25 protein-coding genes and 1 riboswitch are annotated in these 19,469 nt (G+C 38.5%); of the genes, 5 read left to right on the top strand and 20 right to left on the bottom strand.

All coding sequences use genetic code 11. The annotated features are described in order from the left end of the window. From IGL90_RS00980 to IGL90_RS00970, 3 genes are read right to left on the bottom strand one after another with little or no spacing between them, the layout of a single operon-like run. On the bottom strand, nt 1-534 hold the full coding sequence (locus IGL90_RS00980) for a hypothetical protein (protein WP_048738138.1): 534 nt from the start codon (nt 532-534) through the stop codon (nt 1-3). A gap of 51 nt (nt 535-585) precedes the next feature. Further along, complete coding sequence (locus IGL90_RS00975) at nt 586-921, bottom strand: hypothetical protein (protein ID WP_048738136.1); 336 nt, start codon at nt 919-921, stop codon at nt 586-588. 13 nt (nt 922-934) lie between these two features. Then, nucleotides 935-1,471, bottom strand: a complete 537-nt coding sequence (locus tag IGL90_RS00970; protein ID WP_048738134.1) for a hypothetical protein — start codon at nt 1,469-1,471, stop codon at nt 935-937. Between the two features lie 587 nt (nt 1,472-2,058). Further along, nucleotides 2,059-2,233, top strand: a riboswitch (Lysine riboswitch). A 194-nt stretch (nt 2,234-2,427) separates the two neighbouring features. On the opposite strand from IGL90_RS00970, the gene IGL90_RS00965 reads away from it, so the two are divergent. After that, a complete protein-coding gene (locus IGL90_RS00965; protein WP_002381368.1) occupies nt 2,428-4,011 on the top strand; it encodes an ABC transporter substrate-binding protein/permease in 1,584 nt (527 codons plus the stop codon). An 11-nt stretch (nt 4,012-4,022) separates the two neighbouring features. After that, complete coding sequence (locus tag IGL90_RS00960) at nt 4,023-4,763, top strand: amino acid ABC transporter ATP-binding protein (RefSeq protein WP_002356242.1); 741 nt, start codon at nt 4,023-4,025, stop codon at nt 4,761-4,763. A 44-nt stretch (nt 4,764-4,807) separates the two neighbouring features. On the opposite strand, the gene IGL90_RS00955 is transcribed toward IGL90_RS00960, so the two are convergent. Further along, nucleotides 4,808-5,392, bottom strand: coding sequence for a TIGR00730 family Rossman fold protein (locus IGL90_RS00955; protein WP_002394583.1), 585 nt, complete (start codon nt 5,390-5,392; stop codon nt 4,808-4,810). Nucleotides 5,393-5,565: 173 nt separating this feature from the next. On the opposite strand from IGL90_RS00955, the gene IGL90_RS00950 reads away from it, so the two are divergent. The 3 genes from IGL90_RS00950 to IGL90_RS00940 all read left to right on the top strand — a co-directional run bounded on the left by IGL90_RS00950 (nt 5,566) and on the right by IGL90_RS00940 (nt 7,947). Continuing rightward, entirely contained in the window at nt 5,566-6,057 is a 492-nt protein-coding gene (locus tag IGL90_RS00950; protein WP_048738132.1) for a GNAT family N-acetyltransferase, read from the top strand. 90 nt (nt 6,058-6,147) lie between these two features. After that, nucleotides 6,148-7,503 carry a branched-chain amino acid transport system II carrier protein gene (brnQ, locus tag IGL90_RS00945; protein WP_002361550.1) on the top strand — a complete coding sequence of 452 codons (1,356 nt, stop codon included), beginning with the start codon at nt 6,148-6,150 and terminating at the stop codon, nt 7,501-7,503. A gap of 132 nt (nt 7,504-7,635) precedes the next feature. After that, nucleotides 7,636-7,947 carry a heavy metal-binding domain-containing protein gene (locus tag IGL90_RS00940; RefSeq protein ID WP_048738129.1) on the top strand — a complete coding sequence of 104 codons (312 nt, stop codon included), beginning with the start codon at nt 7,636-7,638 and terminating at the stop codon, nt 7,945-7,947. A 50-nt stretch (nt 7,948-7,997) separates the two neighbouring features. On the opposite strand, the gene truA is transcribed toward IGL90_RS00940, so the two are convergent. The 16 genes from truA to rplO form a co-directional block, all read right to left on the bottom strand. Then, nucleotides 7,998-8,747, bottom strand: coding sequence for a tRNA pseudouridine(38-40) synthase TruA (gene truA / locus IGL90_RS00935; RefSeq protein ID WP_002356237.1), 750 nt, complete (start codon nt 8,745-8,747; stop codon nt 7,998-8,000). Nucleotides 8,748-8,765: 18 nt separating this feature from the next. Continuing rightward, nucleotides 8,766-9,563 carry an energy-coupling factor transporter transmembrane component T family protein gene (locus tag IGL90_RS00930; RefSeq protein WP_002373841.1) on the bottom strand — a complete coding sequence of 266 codons (798 nt, stop codon included), beginning with the start codon at nt 9,561-9,563 and terminating at the stop codon, nt 8,766-8,768. After that, on the bottom strand, nt 9,560-10,429 hold the full coding sequence (locus IGL90_RS00925) for an energy-coupling factor ABC transporter ATP-binding protein (RefSeq protein WP_002381364.1): 870 nt from the start codon (nt 10,427-10,429) through the stop codon (nt 9,560-9,562). Before IGL90_RS00925 ends, IGL90_RS00930 begins: the two co-directional genes overlap by 4 nt. Next, nucleotides 10,405-11,244: an energy-coupling factor ABC transporter ATP-binding protein gene (locus IGL90_RS00920; protein WP_002359354.1), complete on the bottom strand. Its 840-nt coding sequence runs from the start codon at nt 11,242-11,244 to the stop codon at nt 10,405-10,407. Before IGL90_RS00920 ends, IGL90_RS00925 begins: the two co-directional genes overlap by 25 nt. A gap of 201 nt (nt 11,245-11,445) precedes the next feature. Then, nucleotides 11,446-12,621, bottom strand: a complete 1,176-nt coding sequence (locus IGL90_RS00915; protein WP_002396130.1) for a M20 family metallopeptidase — start codon at nt 12,619-12,621, stop codon at nt 11,446-11,448. A 15-nt stretch (nt 12,622-12,636) separates the two neighbouring features. Continuing rightward, complete coding sequence (locus IGL90_RS00910) at nt 12,637-13,836, bottom strand: DUF819 family protein (RefSeq protein WP_048738127.1); 1,200 nt, start codon at nt 13,834-13,836, stop codon at nt 12,637-12,639. A 16-nt stretch (nt 13,837-13,852) separates the two neighbouring features. Then, entirely contained in the window at nt 13,853-14,065 is a 213-nt protein-coding gene (locus IGL90_RS00905; RefSeq protein WP_048738125.1) for a hypothetical protein, read from the bottom strand. Nucleotides 14,066-14,110: 45 nt separating this feature from the next. Beyond that, complete coding sequence (gene rplQ / locus IGL90_RS00900) at nt 14,111-14,494, bottom strand: 50S ribosomal protein L17 (RefSeq protein ID WP_002356228.1); 384 nt, start codon at nt 14,492-14,494, stop codon at nt 14,111-14,113. Nucleotides 14,495-14,567: 73 nt separating this feature from the next. After that, nucleotides 14,568-15,506 (bottom strand): DNA-directed RNA polymerase subunit alpha, encoded by a 939-nt coding sequence (locus IGL90_RS00895; RefSeq protein ID WP_002356227.1) that lies wholly within the window; start codon nt 15,504-15,506, stop codon nt 14,568-14,570. Nucleotides 15,507-15,586: 80 nt separating this feature from the next. Next, nucleotides 15,587-15,976, bottom strand: coding sequence for a 30S ribosomal protein S11 (gene rpsK, locus IGL90_RS00890; RefSeq protein ID WP_048738124.1), 390 nt, complete (start codon nt 15,974-15,976; stop codon nt 15,587-15,589). Nucleotides 15,977-16,003: 27 nt separating this feature from the next. Further along, entirely contained in the window at nt 16,004-16,369 is a 366-nt protein-coding gene (gene rpsM, locus IGL90_RS00885) for a 30S ribosomal protein S13 (RefSeq protein WP_002356225.1), read from the bottom strand. Nucleotides 16,370-16,388: 19 nt separating this feature from the next. Beyond that, nucleotides 16,389-16,505 carry a 50S ribosomal protein L36 gene (rpmJ, locus tag IGL90_RS00880; protein ID WP_002288710.1) on the bottom strand — a complete coding sequence of 39 codons (117 nt, stop codon included), beginning with the start codon at nt 16,503-16,505 and terminating at the stop codon, nt 16,389-16,391. Nucleotides 16,506-16,537: 32 nt separating this feature from the next. Then, a complete protein-coding gene (gene infA / locus IGL90_RS00875; protein WP_002356224.1) occupies nt 16,538-16,756 on the bottom strand; it encodes a translation initiation factor IF-1 in 219 nt (72 codons plus the stop codon). A gap of 210 nt (nt 16,757-16,966) precedes the next feature. Further along, nucleotides 16,967-17,617, bottom strand: coding sequence for an adenylate kinase (locus IGL90_RS00870; RefSeq protein WP_002356223.1), 651 nt, complete (start codon nt 17,615-17,617; stop codon nt 16,967-16,969). An 86-nt stretch (nt 17,618-17,703) separates the two neighbouring features. After that, entirely contained in the window at nt 17,704-19,002 is a 1,299-nt protein-coding gene (gene secY, locus IGL90_RS00865; RefSeq protein ID WP_002359350.1) for a preprotein translocase subunit SecY, read from the bottom strand. After that, the gene (gene rplO, locus IGL90_RS00860; RefSeq protein WP_002356221.1) at nt 19,003-19,443 is read right to left on the bottom strand and encodes a 50S ribosomal protein L15; all 441 of its coding nucleotides are present in this window, start codon (nt 19,441-19,443) and stop codon (nt 19,003-19,005) included. It abuts the gene before it with no gap. Between the last annotated feature and the right edge of the window lie 26 nt (nt 19,444-19,469).

Raw genomic sequence — 19,469 nt, 5'->3', positions numbered from 1 at the left:
CTAATAAATTAATTCGTGAATTTCTATGTCATAAACTACTTTTGCGTTTGGACTACCTTTATCGGACTTCTTAAATTTTTCAAAAACTTTTTTTTCTTCTTGACTCAAACCATAGACTGCATTCTCTAGCCCTACCTCAATAGTACCATCTGTATTTTCAGGATTTAATGTTTTTGATAAAACATACTTTTTCAATTCGTCCTTGTATTCTCCTTTTTCACTTAAGCGAAAATCTGACATAAAATATTTGTCTTCCGAAACATACACTTTCACGTCACTATCCACATAATTCCCCAACAGCGAAGTCCCATACCCTTTTGCATTCCGCCATTCCACGCCAACGCCTTGCCATTCGATCTTCTCAATGCCTTCGTAGTTTTCCACCAAATAGTTTGACACATATTTTTGAATTAAATCGATTCCTTGTTGGTAATCCTTTTCTATTGCTTTTTTATCCATGTATTGTTTCCCTCCAATTCCTATTATTAGTACTACAGCAGCTAAGGTACTTAGCCACCATTTTCTTGTTTTCACTGGCTTTCCTCCTTTCTTTTTTATGTACACTAATTTTTTAAAACTTCTATGTTAAGATATTCTGGCTTCCTGATATTCTTCAGAAATTCCACCTACAAAAGCTGTTCCAGCTGTTTCAAAGCCTTTTTTACCTTCATCCCCAAAGGAATTGGTACCAGCGTACACGACAGCGATGTTGTTACAGTCAGGTTTGCCTTGATCATCTAAAGGCGCGATGGCCATGGCATTTAGTTGGCTGGATTGGGTGCTGGCGGCTTTGTGGATGATTTGATAGTCTGTTTTTCGTCTTTGAATATCTAAAGTCACAGTGTCAGTTTCTTTTTGAACTGTCTTTTTAATAGCATCAATTGCCTTTGCCAATTCTTCTGTTGTAATTTCCTTTGTCAAAATCTTTTACCTCCTAATAAATTAATTCGTGAATTTCTATGTTATAAACTACTTTTGCATTTGGACTTCCTTTAGTAGCTTTTTTAAATTTGTCAAAAATTTTATTTTCATTCTGACTTAATTTATTTATCGTATTTTTTAATTCTGCTTCAATAACAATATCTATATTTTTAGAATTTAATGAATCTAGTACAACATATTTTTCCAACTCATAATCATAATCTGCTTCATCAGCCAATCGAAAGTAAGGCATAAAGTATTTATCTTCCGAAACATACACTTTCACATCACTATCCACATAATTCCCCAACAGCGAAGTCCCATATCCTTTTGCATTCCGCCACTCTACACCAACGCCTTGCCACTCAATCTTCTCAATACCTTCATAGTTTTCTACCAAATAGTTCGATACATATTTTTGAATCAAATCGATCCCTTGTTGGTAATCTTTTTCTATTGCTTTTTTATCCATGTATTGTTTCCCTCCAATTCCTATTATGATTAGTACTGCAGCAGCTAAGGTACTTAGCCACCATTTTCTTTTTTTCACTGACTCCCCTCCTTTCTTTTTATGTACACTAATTTTTTAAAACTTCTATGTTAAGCTATCTTCACTTCCTGATATTCTTCAGAAAGTCCACCTACAAAAGCTGTCTCTAAGCCTTTTTTCCTTGACTTTCTAATTTCACATTTTTACTGTTTGTTTGAACCTTCCTTTTAATCATATCAATTGCATTTGCTAAATACTCTGTTGTAATTTTTTTCTGCACCTTTTTTTCCCCCGTCTTCACATTTGCTTCAATTATTCGTTGAACGGTTTACTTATCTCTTTTATGTATATCTATAGGACATGTTTTTCTAACTCTACGTACTTTGTTATTCACTGAATATTCAAACAACTTTTGCTATCTTCAACTTAACACACTACACCAACCTTGTAAACGCTTAATTAACAGTGTAAAATCGCTCATCTCAAAACGATTCTTCTCTTTTATTATCTTTTTCTTTTACTTAATGTTACGCTAATTTCATGGTGTTTGTGTCCTCTTGATAAATTCCTTTGCTGGAACATATTGACTTTCTTCTGGATTTATCCTAAAATTAATAACTGAATTTAATAACTGAATAGTGCCTCAAAAAAGAGGTAGAGGTCGCGGTTTTTATTACGCTTGTGGAGTGAGAGGACACTGGGAAGCAAGTTTAGGATCAATCGCCGAAATGCATAACGGAGCCTCTTCTGTTGTGTGTTGGGACGTAAGTTAAGAGCTTGCGGACTGTCTTAGTAGTGATGCTAAGTTGTGCTATGTTTCGTTGAGGAATTTTTTTCGACATTACCTAGCAACCTTACATCTGTTTGGTTGTTTTTTTGTATTCAAAAATAGGTTGTGACAGAAGTATTCTCCTTTAAAAAGACAGAATCGCTTTTGCTCAGCTGATTATCAAAGCTTGTTGATTGAAAAAAGACAAAACGATCAATCAGACAAGAAATTTAAAGGAGAGAAAAAGATGAACAAAAAAGTTTTTTCATTCAGTCTACTACTTGTCACGCTATTTTCGTTACTTGGCATGACAACCAACGCTTCGGCGGAGGAAAATGGTGAATTTCGTGTCGGCATGGAAGCTGGCTACGCCCCTTTTAACTGGTCACAGAAAAATGACGCACATGGCGCAGTGCCTATTCAAGGCAACTCTTATGCAGGCGGCTATGATGTTCAAATTTCTAAAAAAATTGCCGATGGTTTAGGTCGTAAATTAGTAATCGTCCAAACCAAATGGGATGGCTTGGCGCCCGCCTTACAATCTGGAAAAATTGATGCCATTATCGCCGGAATGAGCCCAACCGCTGAACGAAAAAAAGAAATTGCTTTTACAAACCCTTATTATGAATCACAATTTGTCGTAATTGTAAAAAAAGATGGCAAATACGCTAATGCAAAAAGCTTGAAAGATTTAGCTGATGCTAAAATTACGGCTCAACTAAATACATTCCACTACGGATTAATTGATCAAATTCCAAATGTCAATAAACAGCAAGCAATGGATAACTTTTCAGCTATGCGAACAGCACTTGCTTCTGGCATGATTGATGGGTATGTTAGTGAACGCCCTGAAGGCATAACAGCAACTAGTGTCAATAAAGAATTAAAAATGTTAGAATTTCCAAAAGAAAATGGCTTTGATGCTAGCGCTGAAGACTCACAAGTAGCAGTCGGCATGCGTAAAGGCGATCCAGACATTGAAAAAGTAAACAAAATTTTAGCAGGTATTTCTCAAGATGAACGGACAAAAATTATGGACCAAGCAATCAAGGATCAACCTGCAGCAACAGATAGTGATGAACAAAAAACAGGACTTATTAACGATTTCAAAAATATTTGGAATCAATATGGCGACATGTTTTTACGTGGTGCTGGTTTAACGCTATTTATCGCGTTAATCGGGACGGTCGTCGGAACAACCCTTGGTTTACTAATTGGTGTCTTCCGTACAATTCCAGATTCTGAAAACCCAGTCGCTCGTTTCTTCCAAAAATTAGGAAATTTAATTCTTTCTATTTATATTGAAGTTTTCCGTGGTACACCAATGATGGTTCAAGCAATGGTTATTTTCTATGGTTTAGCTCTAGCTTTTGGCATCTCTTTAGACCGAACAGTGGCCGCATTATTTATCGTTTCTGTGAATACTGGTGCCTATATGTCTGAAATTGTTCGCGGAGGTATTTTCGCAGTGGATAAAGGACAATTCGAGGCAGCACAAGCGATTGGGATGACCCATGGACAAACAATGCGTAAAGTCGTTATTCCCCAAGTATTACGTAATATTTTACCTGCAACAGGGAATGAATTTGTCATTAATATCAAAGATACAGCCGTGTTAAGTGTTATCGGTGTCGCAGATTTATTCTTCCAAGGGAATGCTGCTTCTGGCGCAAACTTCCAGTTCTTCCAAACCTTTACAATTGTCGGCATCATGTACTTGGTAATGACTTTTGTGATCACACGAATCTTACGTGTTGTGGAACGTAAAATGGATGGCCCTTCTGCTTACGTTAAAGTAGAAGAATTAACTGAAGAAGGAAAAGAAAGCTAGGAGGCAAACAGATGAGTGCAATTATTGAAATTGAACATTTACGAAAAAGCTTTGGCGAAAACGAAGTATTAAAAGATATCAATATGAACGTCAACAAAGGAGAAGTTGTCACCATTATCGGTTCTTCTGGTTCTGGTAAATCAACGTTACTACGTTGTATCAATTTGTTAGAAAAACCAACAGATGGCAAAATCATCTATAATGGTAAAAATGTTTTAGAACGTGGTTATAGTTTGCCCAAATATCGGACCCATTTAGGTATGGTTTTCCAATCATTCAATTTATTTAATAACATGAATGTCTTAGAAAACTGTACTTCTGGTCAGATGACTGTCCTAAAAAGAAACAAAGAAGAAGCCAAAAAAATTGCCTTAGAAAATTTAGAAAAAGTTGGCATGGCTCGTTTTATTGATGCCAAACCTGCTCAATTATCTGGTGGACAAAAGCAACGGGTAGCCATTGCTCGAGCATTATCAATGGATCCAGATGTTTTACTTTTCGATGAACCAACTTCTGCATTGGATCCTGAAATGGTTGGCGAAGTGCTAAAAACGATGAAAAATCTTGCCCATACAGGGCTAACAATGGTGATTGTAACACATGAAATGGAATTTGCGCGGGACGTATCCGATCGTGTTATTTTCATGGATAAAGGTGTCATTGCTGAAGAAGGGACCGCTGAAGATATTTTTGTCCATCCAAAAGAAGCTCGGACAAAAGAGTTCTTACATCGGATTTTAACGAAAAACTAGTAAAAAAGAGGCAGTCATTCTGGTTAGAGTGACTGCCTCTTTTGTTATTTTTTGTATTGACGAATCATTGGCGGTTCATAGGAATCAATAAATGCACCAATTTCTTCTAAGGAATCTGAAATGAAAATTTTAGCTCGATCCGCCGCTGTTAAGAAATTAGTTTCTACCATTTTATCAAAAAAAGCAGCTAGTAAATCATAGTAACCATTCACGTTGTATAAAATACAAGGATTCATATGTTCACCGACTCGGCCCCAAGAGATCACCTCGCTAATTTCTTCGAGTGTGCCGGGACCACCGGGTAAAGCTAAATACACATCTGCCAATTCAATCATCTTTTTCTTACGCGCATGCATATCACTGACTGTATGCATCTTTGTAATGCCATTATGTGCAATCTCTCGTTCCATTAAAAAAGTGGGCATGACACCAATTACCTCTCCACCTTCTGCCAAAAGCGTATCAGCCACTGTACCCATTAGACCAACATTGCCACCGCCATAAACTAGATCATAGTGATTTTCTTTCATCCAAGCGGCTAACGCTACTGCAGCTTGCTGATAGATTGGCTCATTTCCCAGACTAGCGCCACAATATACTGCCATTTTTTTCACAAACATACCCTCCATTTAGATAGATTCTTTTTTACCATCTATCCTCTGGTAGCTATGGTAGCATATTTTGATTTTATCGAAAAGGTGCAGCCATTTTTCTTTTCGTTTTAAAAGTATTTGAATTTTCAGACAATAAATGCTATAGTCTTTTTATATTTTAAAATTTCAGAAAAAGGAGCACTATTATCTTGTCTACCTCACTCACTATTCGCTTAGTTGCCGAAGCAGATTGGCCCGCATTACATGCCTTGGACCAAATCATTTGGACAAAAGAGAATACCCCTGCCGAGATACAACCACTCTCGCTTGCGGCATATCAAGAAAAAATGAAAGATGAAACGATTTTCGTTGCCATCAGCGGACAACAACTTGCTGGATTTATTGAAGTCCATCCGCCCACTTCGTTAGCAGCTCATCAAAAGCAATGGCTACTAAGTATTGGCGTTTCGCCAGATTTCCAGGGCCAAGGGATTGGTGGTTCTTTGTTGTCGTATGTCAAAGAGATGGCCCAGATAAGCGGGATTCATAAGCTGAGTTTGCGAGTAATGGCTACCAATCAAGAAGCCATTCGATTCTATGAAAAACATGGTTTTGTGCAGGAAGCACATTTTAAAGAAGAATTTTATATAAATGGACACTATTGTGATGATTATCAGTATGCTTATTTCATAGAAAAATAAGAAAACCAATGTTTTCTATAAAAACTGGTTGCTCTCTGTTTCTTCTTCTGTTATTTTAAATAATAAGACAATATTAAGGAGTGTGAATCTATGCAAAAAAAGTTAGTTTGGCGTGATTATCTATACGTTGGTTCAATGTTATTCGGTTTGTTTTTCGGTGCTGGAAATTTAATTTTCCCTGTACATATGGGACAAGAAGCGGGGGCTTCCGTCTTTTTAGCAAACTTGGGCTTCTTAGCCACTGGAATTGGCTTACCTTTTCTTGGTGTGATTGCTATGGGTGTTTCTAAAAGTTCAGGTGTTTTTGACTTAGCTTCTCGGATTAATCGTCGTTATGCTCTTATTTTTACCTTACTATTATATTTAACGATTGGTCCTTTCTTTGCTTTACCAAGGTTAGCAACTACTTCTTTTGAGATTGGTCTTGCACCATTTGTTCCTAAAGACTTGCAATGGCTGGTTCTTGCTGGTTTTTCCGCATTATTTTTCTTAGCCGTTTGGCTCTTCTCTAGAAAGCCAAGTAAAATCTTAGATTATGTGGGTAAATTTTTAAATCCGTTATTTTTAGCATTGCTAGGAATTTTGATTGTTTTAGCCTTTGTAAAACCATTAGGTCATGTGGCCAGTGCCGCTGTTGGTGAAAATTATATTTCAAGTCCTTTTTTTAAAGGATTTACAGAAGGTTATAATACGTTGGATGCTTTAGCTTCATTAGCTTTTGGGATTGTTGTCGTTTCCACTTTACGAAATATGGGCGTCGAAAAACCAGGAGATATCGCTAAAGGAATGATTAAATCAGGTGCTTTCAGTGTTGTATTGATGGGGATTATCTATACCTTACTTGCTTATATGGGAACAATGAGTATCGGGGCTTTTCCAATCAGTGAAAACGGCGGGATTGCCTTAGCCCAAATTGCTAATTACTATTTAGGCCTACCAGGGAGTATTTTACTGGCTTTTATCGTAGTTCTTGCTTGTTTAAAAACCGGTATCGGCTTAAGCACAGCCTTTTCTGAGACTTTTGAAGAAATGTTTCCGAAAGTTTCCTATCAAAAATTCTTGGCAATTGTTGTTATTTTACCAGCTATTTTTGCAAATGTCGGCTTAACCAACATCATTCAATTTGCCGTTCCAGTCTTGATGTTCCTTTATCCATTGGCGATTACTTTAATGCTTTTGGTAATCATCAGTCCTATTTTCAAACATCGACGGGAAGTCTATCAAGCAACGACCTATATCACATTGATTGCTGCTGTTTTAGATGCATTAAATAGCGCGCCTGCCTTTATCAAAGATACGGCGTTTGTAACAACGCTTTTAGAAAAAGCCGGCCAATACTTACCATTGTTCACTATTGGCATGGGCTGGGTCGTTCCAGCAACGGTTGCTTTTCTAATTAGTTGGGTTTGGGTCATGATTTCTAAAAAAGATCCTATTCTTGATTAATTCTTACCAAAACGACACTAGAAGAAATGCGGAAGCGCATCTTTTCTAGTGTCGTTTTTATGTATATTCGTTGTACCAAACTCTTGACTATGGTAAATTGAAGTTACCAACAAGTACTGGAGGAAATTGCCCATGTTAGTTACAACAACCGAGAGAATTAGCGGTCAAGAATATGAAATTATTGGAGAAGTTTTCGGGTTAACCACACGTTCTAAAAATATGTTTAAAGATTTAGGTGCTGGACTAAAAAGCGTAGTTGGCGGTGAAATCAAAGGTTACACTGATATGCAACGAGAAGCACGCGACCAAGCAATCGAACGTTTAAAAGCAGAAGCCTCTAAATTAGGTGCAGATGCCGTTGTGATGATGCGTTTTAATTCTGGCACAATTGGCACAGACATGCAATCTGTCGTGGCTTACGGAACAGCTGTTAAATACATCTAAATTTTGCAACTAAAAAGACGCAGACCTTTTCTTGTAAGGTCTACGTCTTTTTAGTTTTCATATTTCACTTCTGCTAAATACAATCCTTCTGGATGAGCAGTCGGACCTGCTAAATTTCGATCTTTGGCTGCGATAATTGCTGGAATCGCGGTTGGTTCCAGCCGCCCATTGCCGATTTTCAATAGCGTACCAACTAAAATCCGAATCATTTTGTACAAGAAACCATCGCCCCGAAAAGTGAATGTTAATTCATCCCCCGTTTCATTGACATGAACACTGGCTTCATGAATGGTTCGGACTTTATCTTCTACCGAACTTCCTGAGGCACAGAAAGAGGTAAAATCATGGGTGCCTAATAAATCAGGCAAAGCTTGTTGGATTTTTTCGAGATCAATGGGATACGGAAAATAACTAGCATAAAAACGTCGAAATGGACTTCGCGGTTTGCCAATATCCACTTTAAATTGATAGGTTTTTTCGATCACGTGATAACGTGCATGAAAGTCTTCTGAAACACGTTCCACGCTGCGCACAGCAATGTCTTCTGGTGTTTGTGTGTCTAACGCAAAGCGCATTTTTTCCAACGGACGTTCCTGCGGATAATCAAAGTGAATCACTTGGCCCATTGCATGAACACCTGCATCTGTTCGTCCTGAACCAAAAACCGTCACGGAGTGTCCGTTATTCATGCGTGCTAACGTTTTTTCTATTTCTTCTTGAACGGTACGCTCATTAGGCTGCTTTTGAAAGCCATGAAAATGAGTGCCATCATAGGCAATGATTGCTTTATAGCGGGGCATAATTTTTCTTCACCTTTTCTAAGTTCTTAATACAAATAAGCCAATGGTTAACAAGACAAAGCCAAACATTACTATTGTATCTCGTAGGTGCCAATGAAGAATGCGGTATTTTGTCCGTCCTTCGCCACCTTGATAACCTCTTGCTTCCATGGCAGTCGCTAAGTCTTCCGCACGATTAAAACTACTTACGAAAAGCGGAATTAAAAGTGGAACAATAGCTTTCATTTTTTGAAGTAAGTTTCCTTCACCAAAATCAACACCACGGGCACGTTGGGCATTCATAATCTTTTCCGTTTCATCCATTAATGTTGGGACAAAACGTAAGGCAATTGATAACATCAATGAAACTTCATGAACTGGAAATTTCACCACACGAAGTGGACGTAGCAAATATTCAATCGCATCTGATAACTCTAATGGTGCCGTCGTTAAAGTTAATAACGTTGACATGAAAATAATTAAAACAAAACGACAGAAAATAAATAGCCCATTCGTCACACCAAACTGGGTAATGGAAATAATTCCCCACTGAAAGTACACTTCGCCCCCTTGTGTAAACAAGGTTTGAAGAGCCACAGTAAACAGAATTAGCCATAATAATGGCCGAACACCGCGGATAAAGAAGCGGGCACTGATTTTTGATAATGAAATAGCAAAAGCAGTAAAGGCTGCTATTAAAACATAACTCTGCCAATTATTTGCTAAAAAGATAATTCCAATAAAATAAAAACTAGCTAATAATTTTGCGCGCGGATCTAAACGATGGATAAAAGAATCACCTGGAATATAGCGCCCAAAAATCAATTTATTCATCATTTTGCCTCACCTGCTTCCTGCATTTTTTTCAGAAGCTGATCGGCTAATTGATCGGCCGTTAATGGTAATTGCTCAAAAGAAAAGCCTTTTGCCACTAATTTTTCAGCAAATTCGGCTGCAGTTGGCACGCCTAATTGTTTTTCTTTCAACCATTGTGTCTCTTGAAACACTTCTTGTGGTGCTCCCGCTCGGACGATTTGTCCTTTTTCTAAAACAATCACATGATCTGCGTAATTAGCCACATCATCCATCAAATGTGTCACTAAAACGATGGTCATATTATGTTCCTTATGCAGACGACTAAACATCTCCATCATTTCTTTACGACCCTTAGGATCCAAACCAGCGGTCGGTTCGTCTAATACTAAGACTTCTGGTTCCATCGCTAGCACACCAGCAATTGCGACACGGCGCATTTGACCACCTGATAACTCAAACGGAGAATGTTGTAAGTATTTTTCATCTAAGCCGACTAAATCAAGCATTTTCTTAGCTAATTTTTTCGCTTCTTCGTCTGAAACACCAAAATTTTTCGGTCCGAAAGCGATGTCTCGCTCCACTGTTTCTTCAAACAATTGTGCTTCTGGAAATTGAAAAACGATCCCAACTTTTTTACGAATTGGTTTTAAATTCTTATTATCAGTTTCTGGCGTAATCACACGCTCTCCAATTGTCACTTGGCCTTTAGTTGGTTTCACCAAAGCATTTAAATGTTGCAATAGCGTTGATTTGCCACTGCCAGTATGTCCGACAATCGCTGTATAAGAGCCGTCTTGAATCGTTAAATTAATATCGAATAATGCCCGTTGCTCAAAAGGAGTATTGGGTTGGTAAGTAAAATCTACTTGTTTAAAACGGATGTCCATAACCAATCCACCATCCCTTCTTCTGTTAAATAATTCGTGGGCACAACAACGCCACGCTCTTTCAAAGCTACTTTTAATTTTTCAGGAAACGGTAAATCCAAGCCCATTTCAACAAGCGCTTCTCCTGCAGAAAAAATCTTTTCTGGTGTTCCTTCGTTTGTCAATTGTCCTTGGCGCATCACTAAAATACGATTCGCATTAGCCGCTTCATCAATATCGTGGGTAATAGAAATAACTGTTAAATTGCTTTCCTCTTTAATCTTTTGAATGGTAGCAATTACTTCTGCACGACCTTCTGGATCTAACATACTTGTCGCTTCGTCTAAAATAATAATATCTGGTCGCAAAGCAACCACACCAGCGATAGCTACTCGTTGTTTTTGGCCACCAGATAGCCGAGCAGGTTCTCGCTTGGCAAAATCTAACATACGAACCCGTTCTAAGGCATCGTGGACACGTTCGACCATTTCATCACGCGGAATACCTTGATTTTCTAAACCAAAAGCCACATCGTCTTCGACTGTTGAACCGACAAATTGGTTATCTGGATTCTGAAAGACCATTCCTACCATACGCCGGATATCCCAGACGTTTGCTTCATTTAATTCTTTGCCGCCAACTTTGATAGTCCCAGCAGCTGGCAGTAACAGCCCATTGATCGTTTTGGCTAACGTTGATTTACCAGAACCATTATGGCCAATAATAGCGACCCATTCGCCTTGTTGAATGGAAAAAGACACATCTTTTAAAGCGGGAGAAGCATCTTCTGGTTGATAATTAAATTGGATATTATTTAGTTCAATGATTGGTTGCATCGCGTACTCCCTCAATCTATTTATTCTTTCTAACACTACCAAAAAAGTAGCGTTTTTTCAATCATCTGTTCTGATTCTTCACACTATTTTTTATTATACCAAAAGAACGGTCATTATGGGAGCTCTTATCTGTCTTGACAGGTCTATTTTTCATAAAAATAACTTCTTGTTCTCATAAAACAAGAAGTTACTGATTTTCTTTTAAAAATGCGTCTTCAAATATTCAAACGCATATTGGGCATATAACTCAGCACCCATTGCCATCGCATCTTCATCAATATTGAAACGACCATGGTGATGTGCCCATTCCGTATCTTTCTCTGGATTACCACTTCCCACTAAGGCAAAACAACCAGAAGCATGTTCAGTATAATAACTGAAGTCTTCACCACCGGTTGTCGGCTCTTCTTGTCTTAAGGCCGCTTCACCAAAATTTTCCTTAATTAGTGTTTGGGCAAACAAGGCATCTTGCTCATCATTAATCACTGGCAACGTTCCATATTGATAATCTAACGAAGCCGTCCCACCGTAAATAGCGGCTGTTTGTTCCGCATAGCGTTGCAGCGCCTGTTCTACTCGATTACGCGTTGCTACACTAAAGCAACGAACCGTTCCTTCTAAACGTGCATTCTCAGCAATCACATTAAAACGGGTCCCCACATCCATCCGTCCAATCGTGACAACTACTGGATCTAAAGGATCTGTCTCCCGAGAAACAATCGTTTGCAGATTCATCACGAAAGAAGAAGCTATGACTGCCGCATCAATACAAGCGTTTGGCATGGCACCATGGCCACCACGTCCTTTAAAATCAACAGAAAAAATATCTGCGGATGCGAAACTTGAGCCCACTCGACACGAAGCGGTTCCTACAGGCATTTGTGACCAGATATGTAAGCCAAATACATCATCAACACCGGTCATTGCGCCTTGCGCAACCATTGCTTTAGCACCTTGCGCATTTTCTTCAGATGGTTGAAAAATTAACCTTACTGTTCCCTGAAGTTCTTCTTGGATTTCTTTTAATACTTTAGCTGCTGTTACTAACATCGCGGTATGGGAATCATGCCCACATGCATGCATCTTGCCAGCTTCTAAAGATTTATAAGCTAAATCTTCATTTAATTCCTGTACAGGTAAGGCATCCATATCCGCCCGCAGCGCAACCACTCGGCCTGGTTTGCCGCCCACAATTTCAGCAATTAAACCCGTCGGTTCTGTTTTGCGATAAGTAATTCCCAATTGATCAAGAACTGCCGCAACTTTTTCTGTCGTTCGAAATTCTTCAAATTGTAATTCTGGATGTTGGTGTAAATCCCGTCGAAAAGCAATCATTTCTTGTGCATGCTGCTTGATCAGTGCTTTGATTTTTTTCATACTTACGCCCCGTTTCTACAAACTTAATAAAATACTTGAAAAAATACCCGCTAAAATAACCGAAACAATGGTGACTGTTACGAAACCTGCCACTAACATCGGTGGCATTAAATGGCTCGTTAAAGCCGCCTGTTCTTGTTCATCTTCTGTCAATGATTGAATCACTTCATTCGTAATAATATAATCGGCTGGAAAGCCATATAAAGCTGTCAACGAAACAGCGAATGCCATCTCTTTACTCACACCTAATACACGACCAACAATTGCTGAAAAGATGTACATCCCGATAACACCAATCACAATAATCCCAATCATTGGTAAAAATAAATCCATCAACATTTCAGGTGTGGCTTGTTTTAAGCCATCAAAGACAAAAAGCATTAACCCTAAAATCGCAAAACCAAAGCTATTTGCTTTCTGTAATGGTTGCTTTTCTAAAAAGCCTAAAGACGTTGCAATCACGCCAAAACATAAACACAGCACAAAAGGACTAATCGTCACAAACGGTGCCGTCCACACAGAAACATAATAAGCGAGTGTGGCAACTAAGGCTAAACGTAAAATTCGTGAATAATCTGTATGATATCGTTTGGGTACTTTTTCAAATAGTTTAGGCACATCTGGTTCTGCTCCTGTTTCTTGCCCCTCTTGTTCATGAACCGGCTGCCATGTCCCTGCTCGATATTCTTGAAGCTTCCGCTTTCCTTCTTTTTTTAGAACAATTGAAGTTAAGGGATAACCTGCAAACCCTTGAATGACATAAATTAAAATTGCCAAAACCGAAAGTGAGGCTAAACCAGCTGATTGAGCCGCTTCTGACATTACTAATGAAGAAACTAAACCTCCTACTAACGGCGGGATTGCAACTAAAACTGTTTTTAAGTCAAAAACAAAAGTCCCTACAGCTAATAACAAGGCAATAATGCCCAGAATACCTGACAAAGCAATCACAATCGTTTTCCATTGATTAACCAATTCTTTAACAGAGAGCAGAGTGCCCATATTAGTAATCAACAGATACATTAATAAAGTGGCAACCACTGTAGGAATCCCTGCCACTTCCACAATATTTTGTGGAAAAATAGTCCAATAACCAAGAATAAATAAAACACCACAAACAAAAACAGATGGAACCCAAGCTTTTGTTTTGATAGAAACTACATCACCAATGTATAAAATAACCATCAGCAACGAAAAAGCAAACATTTGCGACATATAATTCCCCCTTCTACTAACTCAGATGTTTAATTATCTGAAAATTCCAATTAATAACCAGTATAACAAACCGGAAAAGCTTCTGCAATGCTTTTAAGAAACAAAAAAGCTTTGAGAAAACAGCGTTTTCCCAAAGCAAAAAAAAATCACCTTTATATGATGAGTGCTCCCCTACTAAAGCCATCTTTAGCAGGGAAAGCAGAGCTAGACTCGGAGTCGCCTCCAACATCATAACACTCTAAAAGAAACATCTATAAAGTGATCGGTTTATTAATTATTTAACAAATTCGATAACTACCATTGGTGCTGCATCGCCGCGTCTTGGTTCTGTCTTCAAGATACGAGTGTAACCACCTTGGCGTTCCGCGAAACGAGGTCCTAAATCGTTAAATAGCTTTTGTAAAGCTGATTCAACAACGATAGACTCATCTTCTTCACGAACACTAGCAACTTCATTACGAACGAAAGTAGCTGCTTGACGACGTGCATGAAGATCTCCACGTTTACCTAAAGTAATCATTTTTTCTACAGTTGAACGTACTTCTTTCGCACGAGCTTCAGTAGTTACGATGCGTTCGTTGATGATTAAATCAGTTGTAATATCACGTAGCATAGCTTTACGTTGGCTTGATGTGCGTCCTAATTTACGGTAACTCACGTTGGGTTCCCTCCTTCGTTTCTGTTCTCACGAGCCACTGCTGTTAAGCAGGACTGGAAACTTCGTAAAAGTCTTAATCGTCCTTACGTAATCCTAATCCTAGATCATGCAATTTAAGTTTTACTTCTTCAAGAGATTTACGACCTAAATTACGTACTTTGATCATTTCTGGTTCAGATTTGTTTGTAAGTTCTTGTACAGTATTAATGCCTGCACGTTTTAAACAGTTATATGAACGAACTGATAAATCAAGTTCTTCAATCGTCATTTCTAGCATTTTCTCTTTTTGAGTTTCTTCTTTTTCCACCATGATTTCAGCGTTTTTCGCTTCGTCAGTAAGGTTTACAAAGATATCTAAATGCTCAGTCATGATTTTCGCAGCTAAACTTAGTGCTTCTTGAGGAATGATTGAACCATCTGTCCATATTTCCATTGTTAATTTGTCGAAATCATCACGACGACCAACACGTGTATTTTCTACTTGGTAGTTAACACGACGAACGGGTGTGTAGATGGAATCAACTGGAAGTACACCGATTGGCATATCTTCTTTTTTGTTTTCGTCTGCTTGAACATAGCCACGACCAGGTTTCACTGTTAAGCGAGCATGGAAAGTAGCTCCTTCAGCAACACTACAGATAACTAAATCTTTATTTAGGATCTCAACATCACTGTCCACGATAATATCGCCGGCAGTCACGGTAGCGGGTCCTGTAATATCGATCTCAAGGGTTTTCTCTTCTTCAGCATATAATTTCAATGCTAAGCCTTTAATATTCAAAATAATTTGTGTTACGTCTTCTCGTACACCTGGAATGGTTGAGAATTCGTGTAAAACACCATCGATTTGAATATTCGTAATTGCAGCTCCTGGTAAAGAAGACAATAAAATACGACGTAGAGAGTTACCTAAAGTAGTTCCGTAACCGCGTTCTAATGGTTCAACGACGAACTTACCATAATCTCTATTTTCATCAATTTTTTCGATTCTTGGTTTTTCAAATTCAATCATTCTTATCTATACCCCTTTCAAAACGAAAAGTGTCTTGTTCAATGACGTTCCTAATTCAAACTCAGAATGAGTGGCGCTCATTAAACACGACGGCGTTTTGGAGGGCGGCATCCATTATGAGGAACTGGAGTCACGTCACGAATTGCAGTCACTTCTAAACCTGTTGATTGTAATGAACGAATTGCTGCTTCACGTCCAGAACCAGGTCCTTTAACTGTTACGTCTACAGTTTTAAGTCCATGTTCCATTGCCACTTTAGTTGCGGCTTCTGCAGCCATTTGAGCGGCAAAAGGAGTTGATTTTTTGCTTCCTTTAAAGCCTAATGATCCTGCTGATGACCATGCTAATGCATTACCATGTGTATCAGTAATCATTACGATTGTATTGTTGAATGTAGAATGGATATGTGCTACACCTGATTCTATATTCTTTTTGACACGGCGTTTACGACTAACTTTTTTTGCTGCCATGAAGTTCTAACCTCCTTCACTTAGGAATTATTTTTTCTTGCCTGCTACTGTTTTAGTAGGGCCTTTACGAGTACGTGCATTATTTTTCGTGTTTTGTCCACGAGTTGGTAATCCACGACGGTGACGGATTCCACGGTATGAACCGATTTCCATCAAGCGTTTGATGTTTAAGTTCACTTCACGACGAAGATCCCCTTCAACTTTTAACTTATCAATTTCCGCACGAATCGCATCTGTTTGTTCGTTTGTTAAATCACGTACACGAACATCTTCAGATACGCCAACGTTTGCTAAAACTTTTTTAGCTGTAGTGTTACCAATACCATAAATGTAAGTAAGAGAAACTACTACACGTTTGTCACGAGGGATGTCTACTCCTGCAATACGAGCCATTATTCGTTACACCTCCTAATTATCCTTGACGTTGTTTATGTTTTGGATTTGCTGGGCAAATAACCATAACACGTCCTTTACGGCGAATTACTTTACAATGTTCACACATTGGTTTTACTGATGGTCTTACTTTCATGATAATACCTCCTGTGGTTTTACGGAGTACAATTATTTAAAGCGATAAGTAATACGGCCACGCGTTAAATCATACGGTGATAATTCAACTGTTACTTTGTCACCAGGTAAGATACGGATGTAGTGCATACGGATTTTACCTGAAACAGTAGCAAGAACTTGGTGTCCATTTTCTAGTTCGACTTTAAACATTGCATTCGGCAAAGTTTCGACGACTGTACCTTCGACTTCAATCATATCTTCTTTTGCCACGCACAGTACCTCCTTGTACTTGTTTCGCGTTTTCACACGATAAAACGGCGGAAACTCCAGCTCCCACCTAGAAATTCTCAACTAACTTCGTTATTCATTTTGATGTCACAAAACTGTAGAAGTCGGACTGATATATTCTACCATATTTAGTTATGTTTTGGCAAGAGAAACTGAATACAACAACAGGGTTAAACTGCGGGCAATTGGAAATTAGTTTTCGTCAATGATTTTTTTCACATCAGAAAAAACAGTATCGATTTCGCGATTGCCATCGATTGTATGCATCAAGCCTTGTTCTTTATAGAAAGCTAAGATTGGTGCGCTACTTTCAATGTTGACTGCCAAACGATTTTTAACCGTTTCGGGCTTATCATCTTCTCTTTGGTAGAATTCATGTCCGCCACAGCGATCACAAGTGCCTTCAACTTTTGGCGGGTTGAATAATTTATGATACGTTGCGCCACATGTGCGACAGATGAATCGTCCAGCTAAACGCTCGATTAATACATCTTCTTCTACATGGATGTCAATGACAGCATCAATTTTTTTGTTTAATTCTTTAAGCATTGTATCTAATGCTTTTGCTTGATCCAGTGTACGTGGGAAACCATCTAATAGGAATCCTTTGTCTGTATCTGGTTCAGCAAGGCGTTCTTTAACAATTCCGTTTGTTACTTCGTCAGGAACCAGTTCACCTTTATCGATATAAGATTTCGCTTCTAGGCCCAAGGCAGTTTCATTTTTCATTGCTGCACGGAACATATCTCCAGTAGAAATATGTGGAATGCCATACGTATCAATGATTTTTTCTGCTTGGGTGCCTTTACCTGCTCCAGGTAATCCCATTAAAATGAGGTTCATATATTCTCCTCCTAATTTTAAAGACCGGCTTATGAAGCTAGCCATATGTGAGAATGGTGCTGAGGTAAAACCTCAACACTCGATTCTTACTTATTGATAAAGCCGACATATTGACGTTTCATCATTAATCCTTCTAATTGTTTCGTTGTTTCTAATGCAACCCCGATAACGATTAGTAAACTTGTTCCACCTAAACCGATTGATTGAGGTAAGTTCCAAACCATTTGCGCAATGATTGGAAGTAAAGCAACAAGTCCTAGGAAAATTGAGCCGACAACACTTAATCTCATTAACACGCCAGATACATATTCTTCTGTACCTTTACCTGGTCGCACGCTTGGAATGTAGCTTCCTTGTTTTTGTAAGTTTTCCGCTAATTTCTCAGGGTTTACTTGAACAAATGCATAGAAGAACGTAAACGCAACGATTAGGACAGTATAGATGATTGCCCCTGGAACTGTGTTATAACTGAAGATTTTTGTCATAATGTCATACCAATTTTCACCAGCGAATTTTGATGAGAAAGCTTGTAAAATGGCATTTGGTGTTGCAATTAACGAGCTGGCAAAGATAACTGGAATAACCCCAGCAGCATTTACTTTTAACGGTAAATAACTACTTGTTGGTGCACCAGAAACACGTTTTGTATATTGGATTGGAATCTTACGTTCTGCTTGTTGGAAGAACGTTACGACTGTAACAATCACCAAAATAGCAATAACTAAGATTGCAATGAAAATAACAGATTGCCAAATACGAGAAGACTCGATATTGACGAAGTAATCTTCATAGATTTCTTTGACTGCTCCTGGCAAACGAGAAATAATCCCGGCAAAGATAATCATTGAAACACCATTTCCGATTCCTTTTTCTGTAATTTGTTCACCCATCCAAGTCACAAACATCGTCCCAGCAGTTAAAATAACTGCAATCATCACAAAGGTACCTAAGGTTGGATTGTTGACAATCCCAGTTTGACTTAAGCTATTAAAACCAGCAGTGATCCCCATTGACTGAGCCACACCCAAGACAATCGTTAGATATCTTGTTGCTTGATTTAATTTCTTACGCCCAACTTCCCCTTGTTTTGACCATTCTACAAATCTAGGTACAATATCCATTTGCAATAGTTGAATAATAATAGAGGCTGTAATGTATGGCGAAACCCCCATCGAGAAGATAGAGAAGTTTTGCATGGCACTACCACTCACCATATTCAACATATTCAAAAAGGGTAAGCTACTTAAATCAGACAATCCCTTTGCATTCACCCCGGGCACAGTAATGTGCGCACCTAGGCGAAATACAAACAAGATTAAAACTGTAAATAAGATTTTTGATCTAATGTCTTTGACTTTAAAGGCGTTCTTTAATAGCTTGAACAATTAGATCACCTCGATTGAACCACCAGCAGCTTCGATAGCTTCTTGTGCTGATTTCGAGAATTTAGCTGCTTTCACAGTTAATTTTTTCGTTAACTCACCATCTGCAAGAACTTTGATTCCCGCTTTTTCGTTTTTAACGATTCCTGCTTCTTTTAGGACAACAGGAGTTACTTCTGTTCCATCTTCAAAACGGTTTAAAGTATCTAAGTTCACAACAGCGTAATCTTTACGATTAATGTTTGTAAACCCACGTTTTGGTAAACGACGGAATAATGGAGTTTGACCCCCTTCAAATCCTAAACGAACACCACCGCCTGAACGGGCTTTTTGCCCTTTTTGTCCACGGCCAGCTGTTTTACCATTACCAGATGAAGTACCACGTCCAACACGGTTACGTACTTGGCGTGAGCCCTCAGCAGGTTTTAATTCATGAAGTTTCATAGGTTTGGCACCTCCTTAAGCAATCT

This window comes from Enterococcus sp. DIV1307a, assembly GCF_050537425.1.
Taxonomy (GTDB): Bacteria; Bacillota; Bacilli; order Lactobacillales; family Enterococcaceae; genus Enterococcus; species Enterococcus faecalis.
The sequence above is the reverse complement of the archived record's forward strand: the minus strand, read 5'-3'. Positions and strand labels throughout refer to the sequence as shown.

Coding starts and splice junctions, on each gene's coding strand:
- IGL90_RS00965 (WP_002381368.1), top strand. CDS start 2,428: ATGAACAAAAAAGTTTTTTCATTCAGTCTACTACTTGTCACGCTATTT.
- IGL90_RS00960 (WP_002356242.1), top strand. CDS start 4,023: ATGAGTGCAATTATTGAAATTGAACATTTACGAAAAAGCTTTGGCGAA.
- IGL90_RS00955 (WP_002394583.1), bottom strand. CDS start 5,392: ATGGAGGGTATGTTTGTGAAAAAAATGGCAGTATATTGTGGCGCTAGT.
- brnQ (WP_002361550.1), top strand. CDS start 6,148: ATGCAAAAAAAGTTAGTTTGGCGTGATTATCTATACGTTGGTTCAATG.
- IGL90_RS00940 (WP_048738129.1), top strand. CDS start 7,636: ATGTTAGTTACAACAACCGAGAGAATTAGCGGTCAAGAATATGAAATT.
- truA (WP_002356237.1), bottom strand. CDS start 8,747: ATGCCCCGCTATAAAGCAATCATTGCCTATGATGGCACTCATTTTCAT.
- IGL90_RS00930 (WP_002373841.1), bottom strand. CDS start 9,563: ATGATGAATAAATTGATTTTTGGGCGCTATATTCCAGGTGATTCTTTT.
- IGL90_RS00925 (WP_002381364.1), bottom strand. CDS start 10,429: ATGGACATCCGTTTTAAACAAGTAGATTTTACTTACCAACCCAATACT.
- IGL90_RS00920 (WP_002359354.1), bottom strand. CDS start 11,244: ATGCAACCAATCATTGAACTAAATAATATCCAATTTAATTATCAACCA.
- IGL90_RS00915 (WP_002396130.1), bottom strand. CDS start 12,621: ATGAAAAAAATCAAAGCACTGATCAAGCAGCATGCACAAGAAATGATT.
- IGL90_RS00910 (WP_048738127.1), bottom strand. CDS start 13,836: ATGTCGCAAATGTTTGCTTTTTCGTTGCTGATGGTTATTTTATACATT.
- IGL90_RS00905 (WP_048738125.1), bottom strand. CDS start 14,065: ATGTTGGAGGCGACTCCGAGTCTAGCTCTGCTTTCCCTGCTAAAGATG.
- IGL90_RS00895 (WP_002356227.1), bottom strand. CDS start 15,506: ATGATTGAATTTGAAAAACCAAGAATCGAAAAAATTGATGAAAATAGA.
- rpsK (WP_048738124.1), bottom strand. CDS start 15,976: ATGGCAGCAAAAAAAGTTAGTCGTAAACGCCGTGTCAAAAAGAATATA.
- rpsM (WP_002356225.1), bottom strand. CDS start 16,369: ATGGCTCGTATTGCAGGAGTAGACATCCCTCGTGACAAACGTGTAGTA.
- rpmJ (WP_002288710.1), bottom strand. CDS start 16,505: ATGAAAGTAAGACCATCAGTAAAACCAATGTGTGAACATTGTAAAGTA.
- IGL90_RS00870 (WP_002356223.1), bottom strand. CDS start 17,617: ATGAACCTCATTTTAATGGGATTACCTGGAGCAGGTAAAGGCACCCAA.
- rplO (WP_002356221.1), bottom strand. CDS start 19,443: ATGAAACTTCATGAATTAAAACCTGCTGAGGGCTCACGCCAAGTACGT.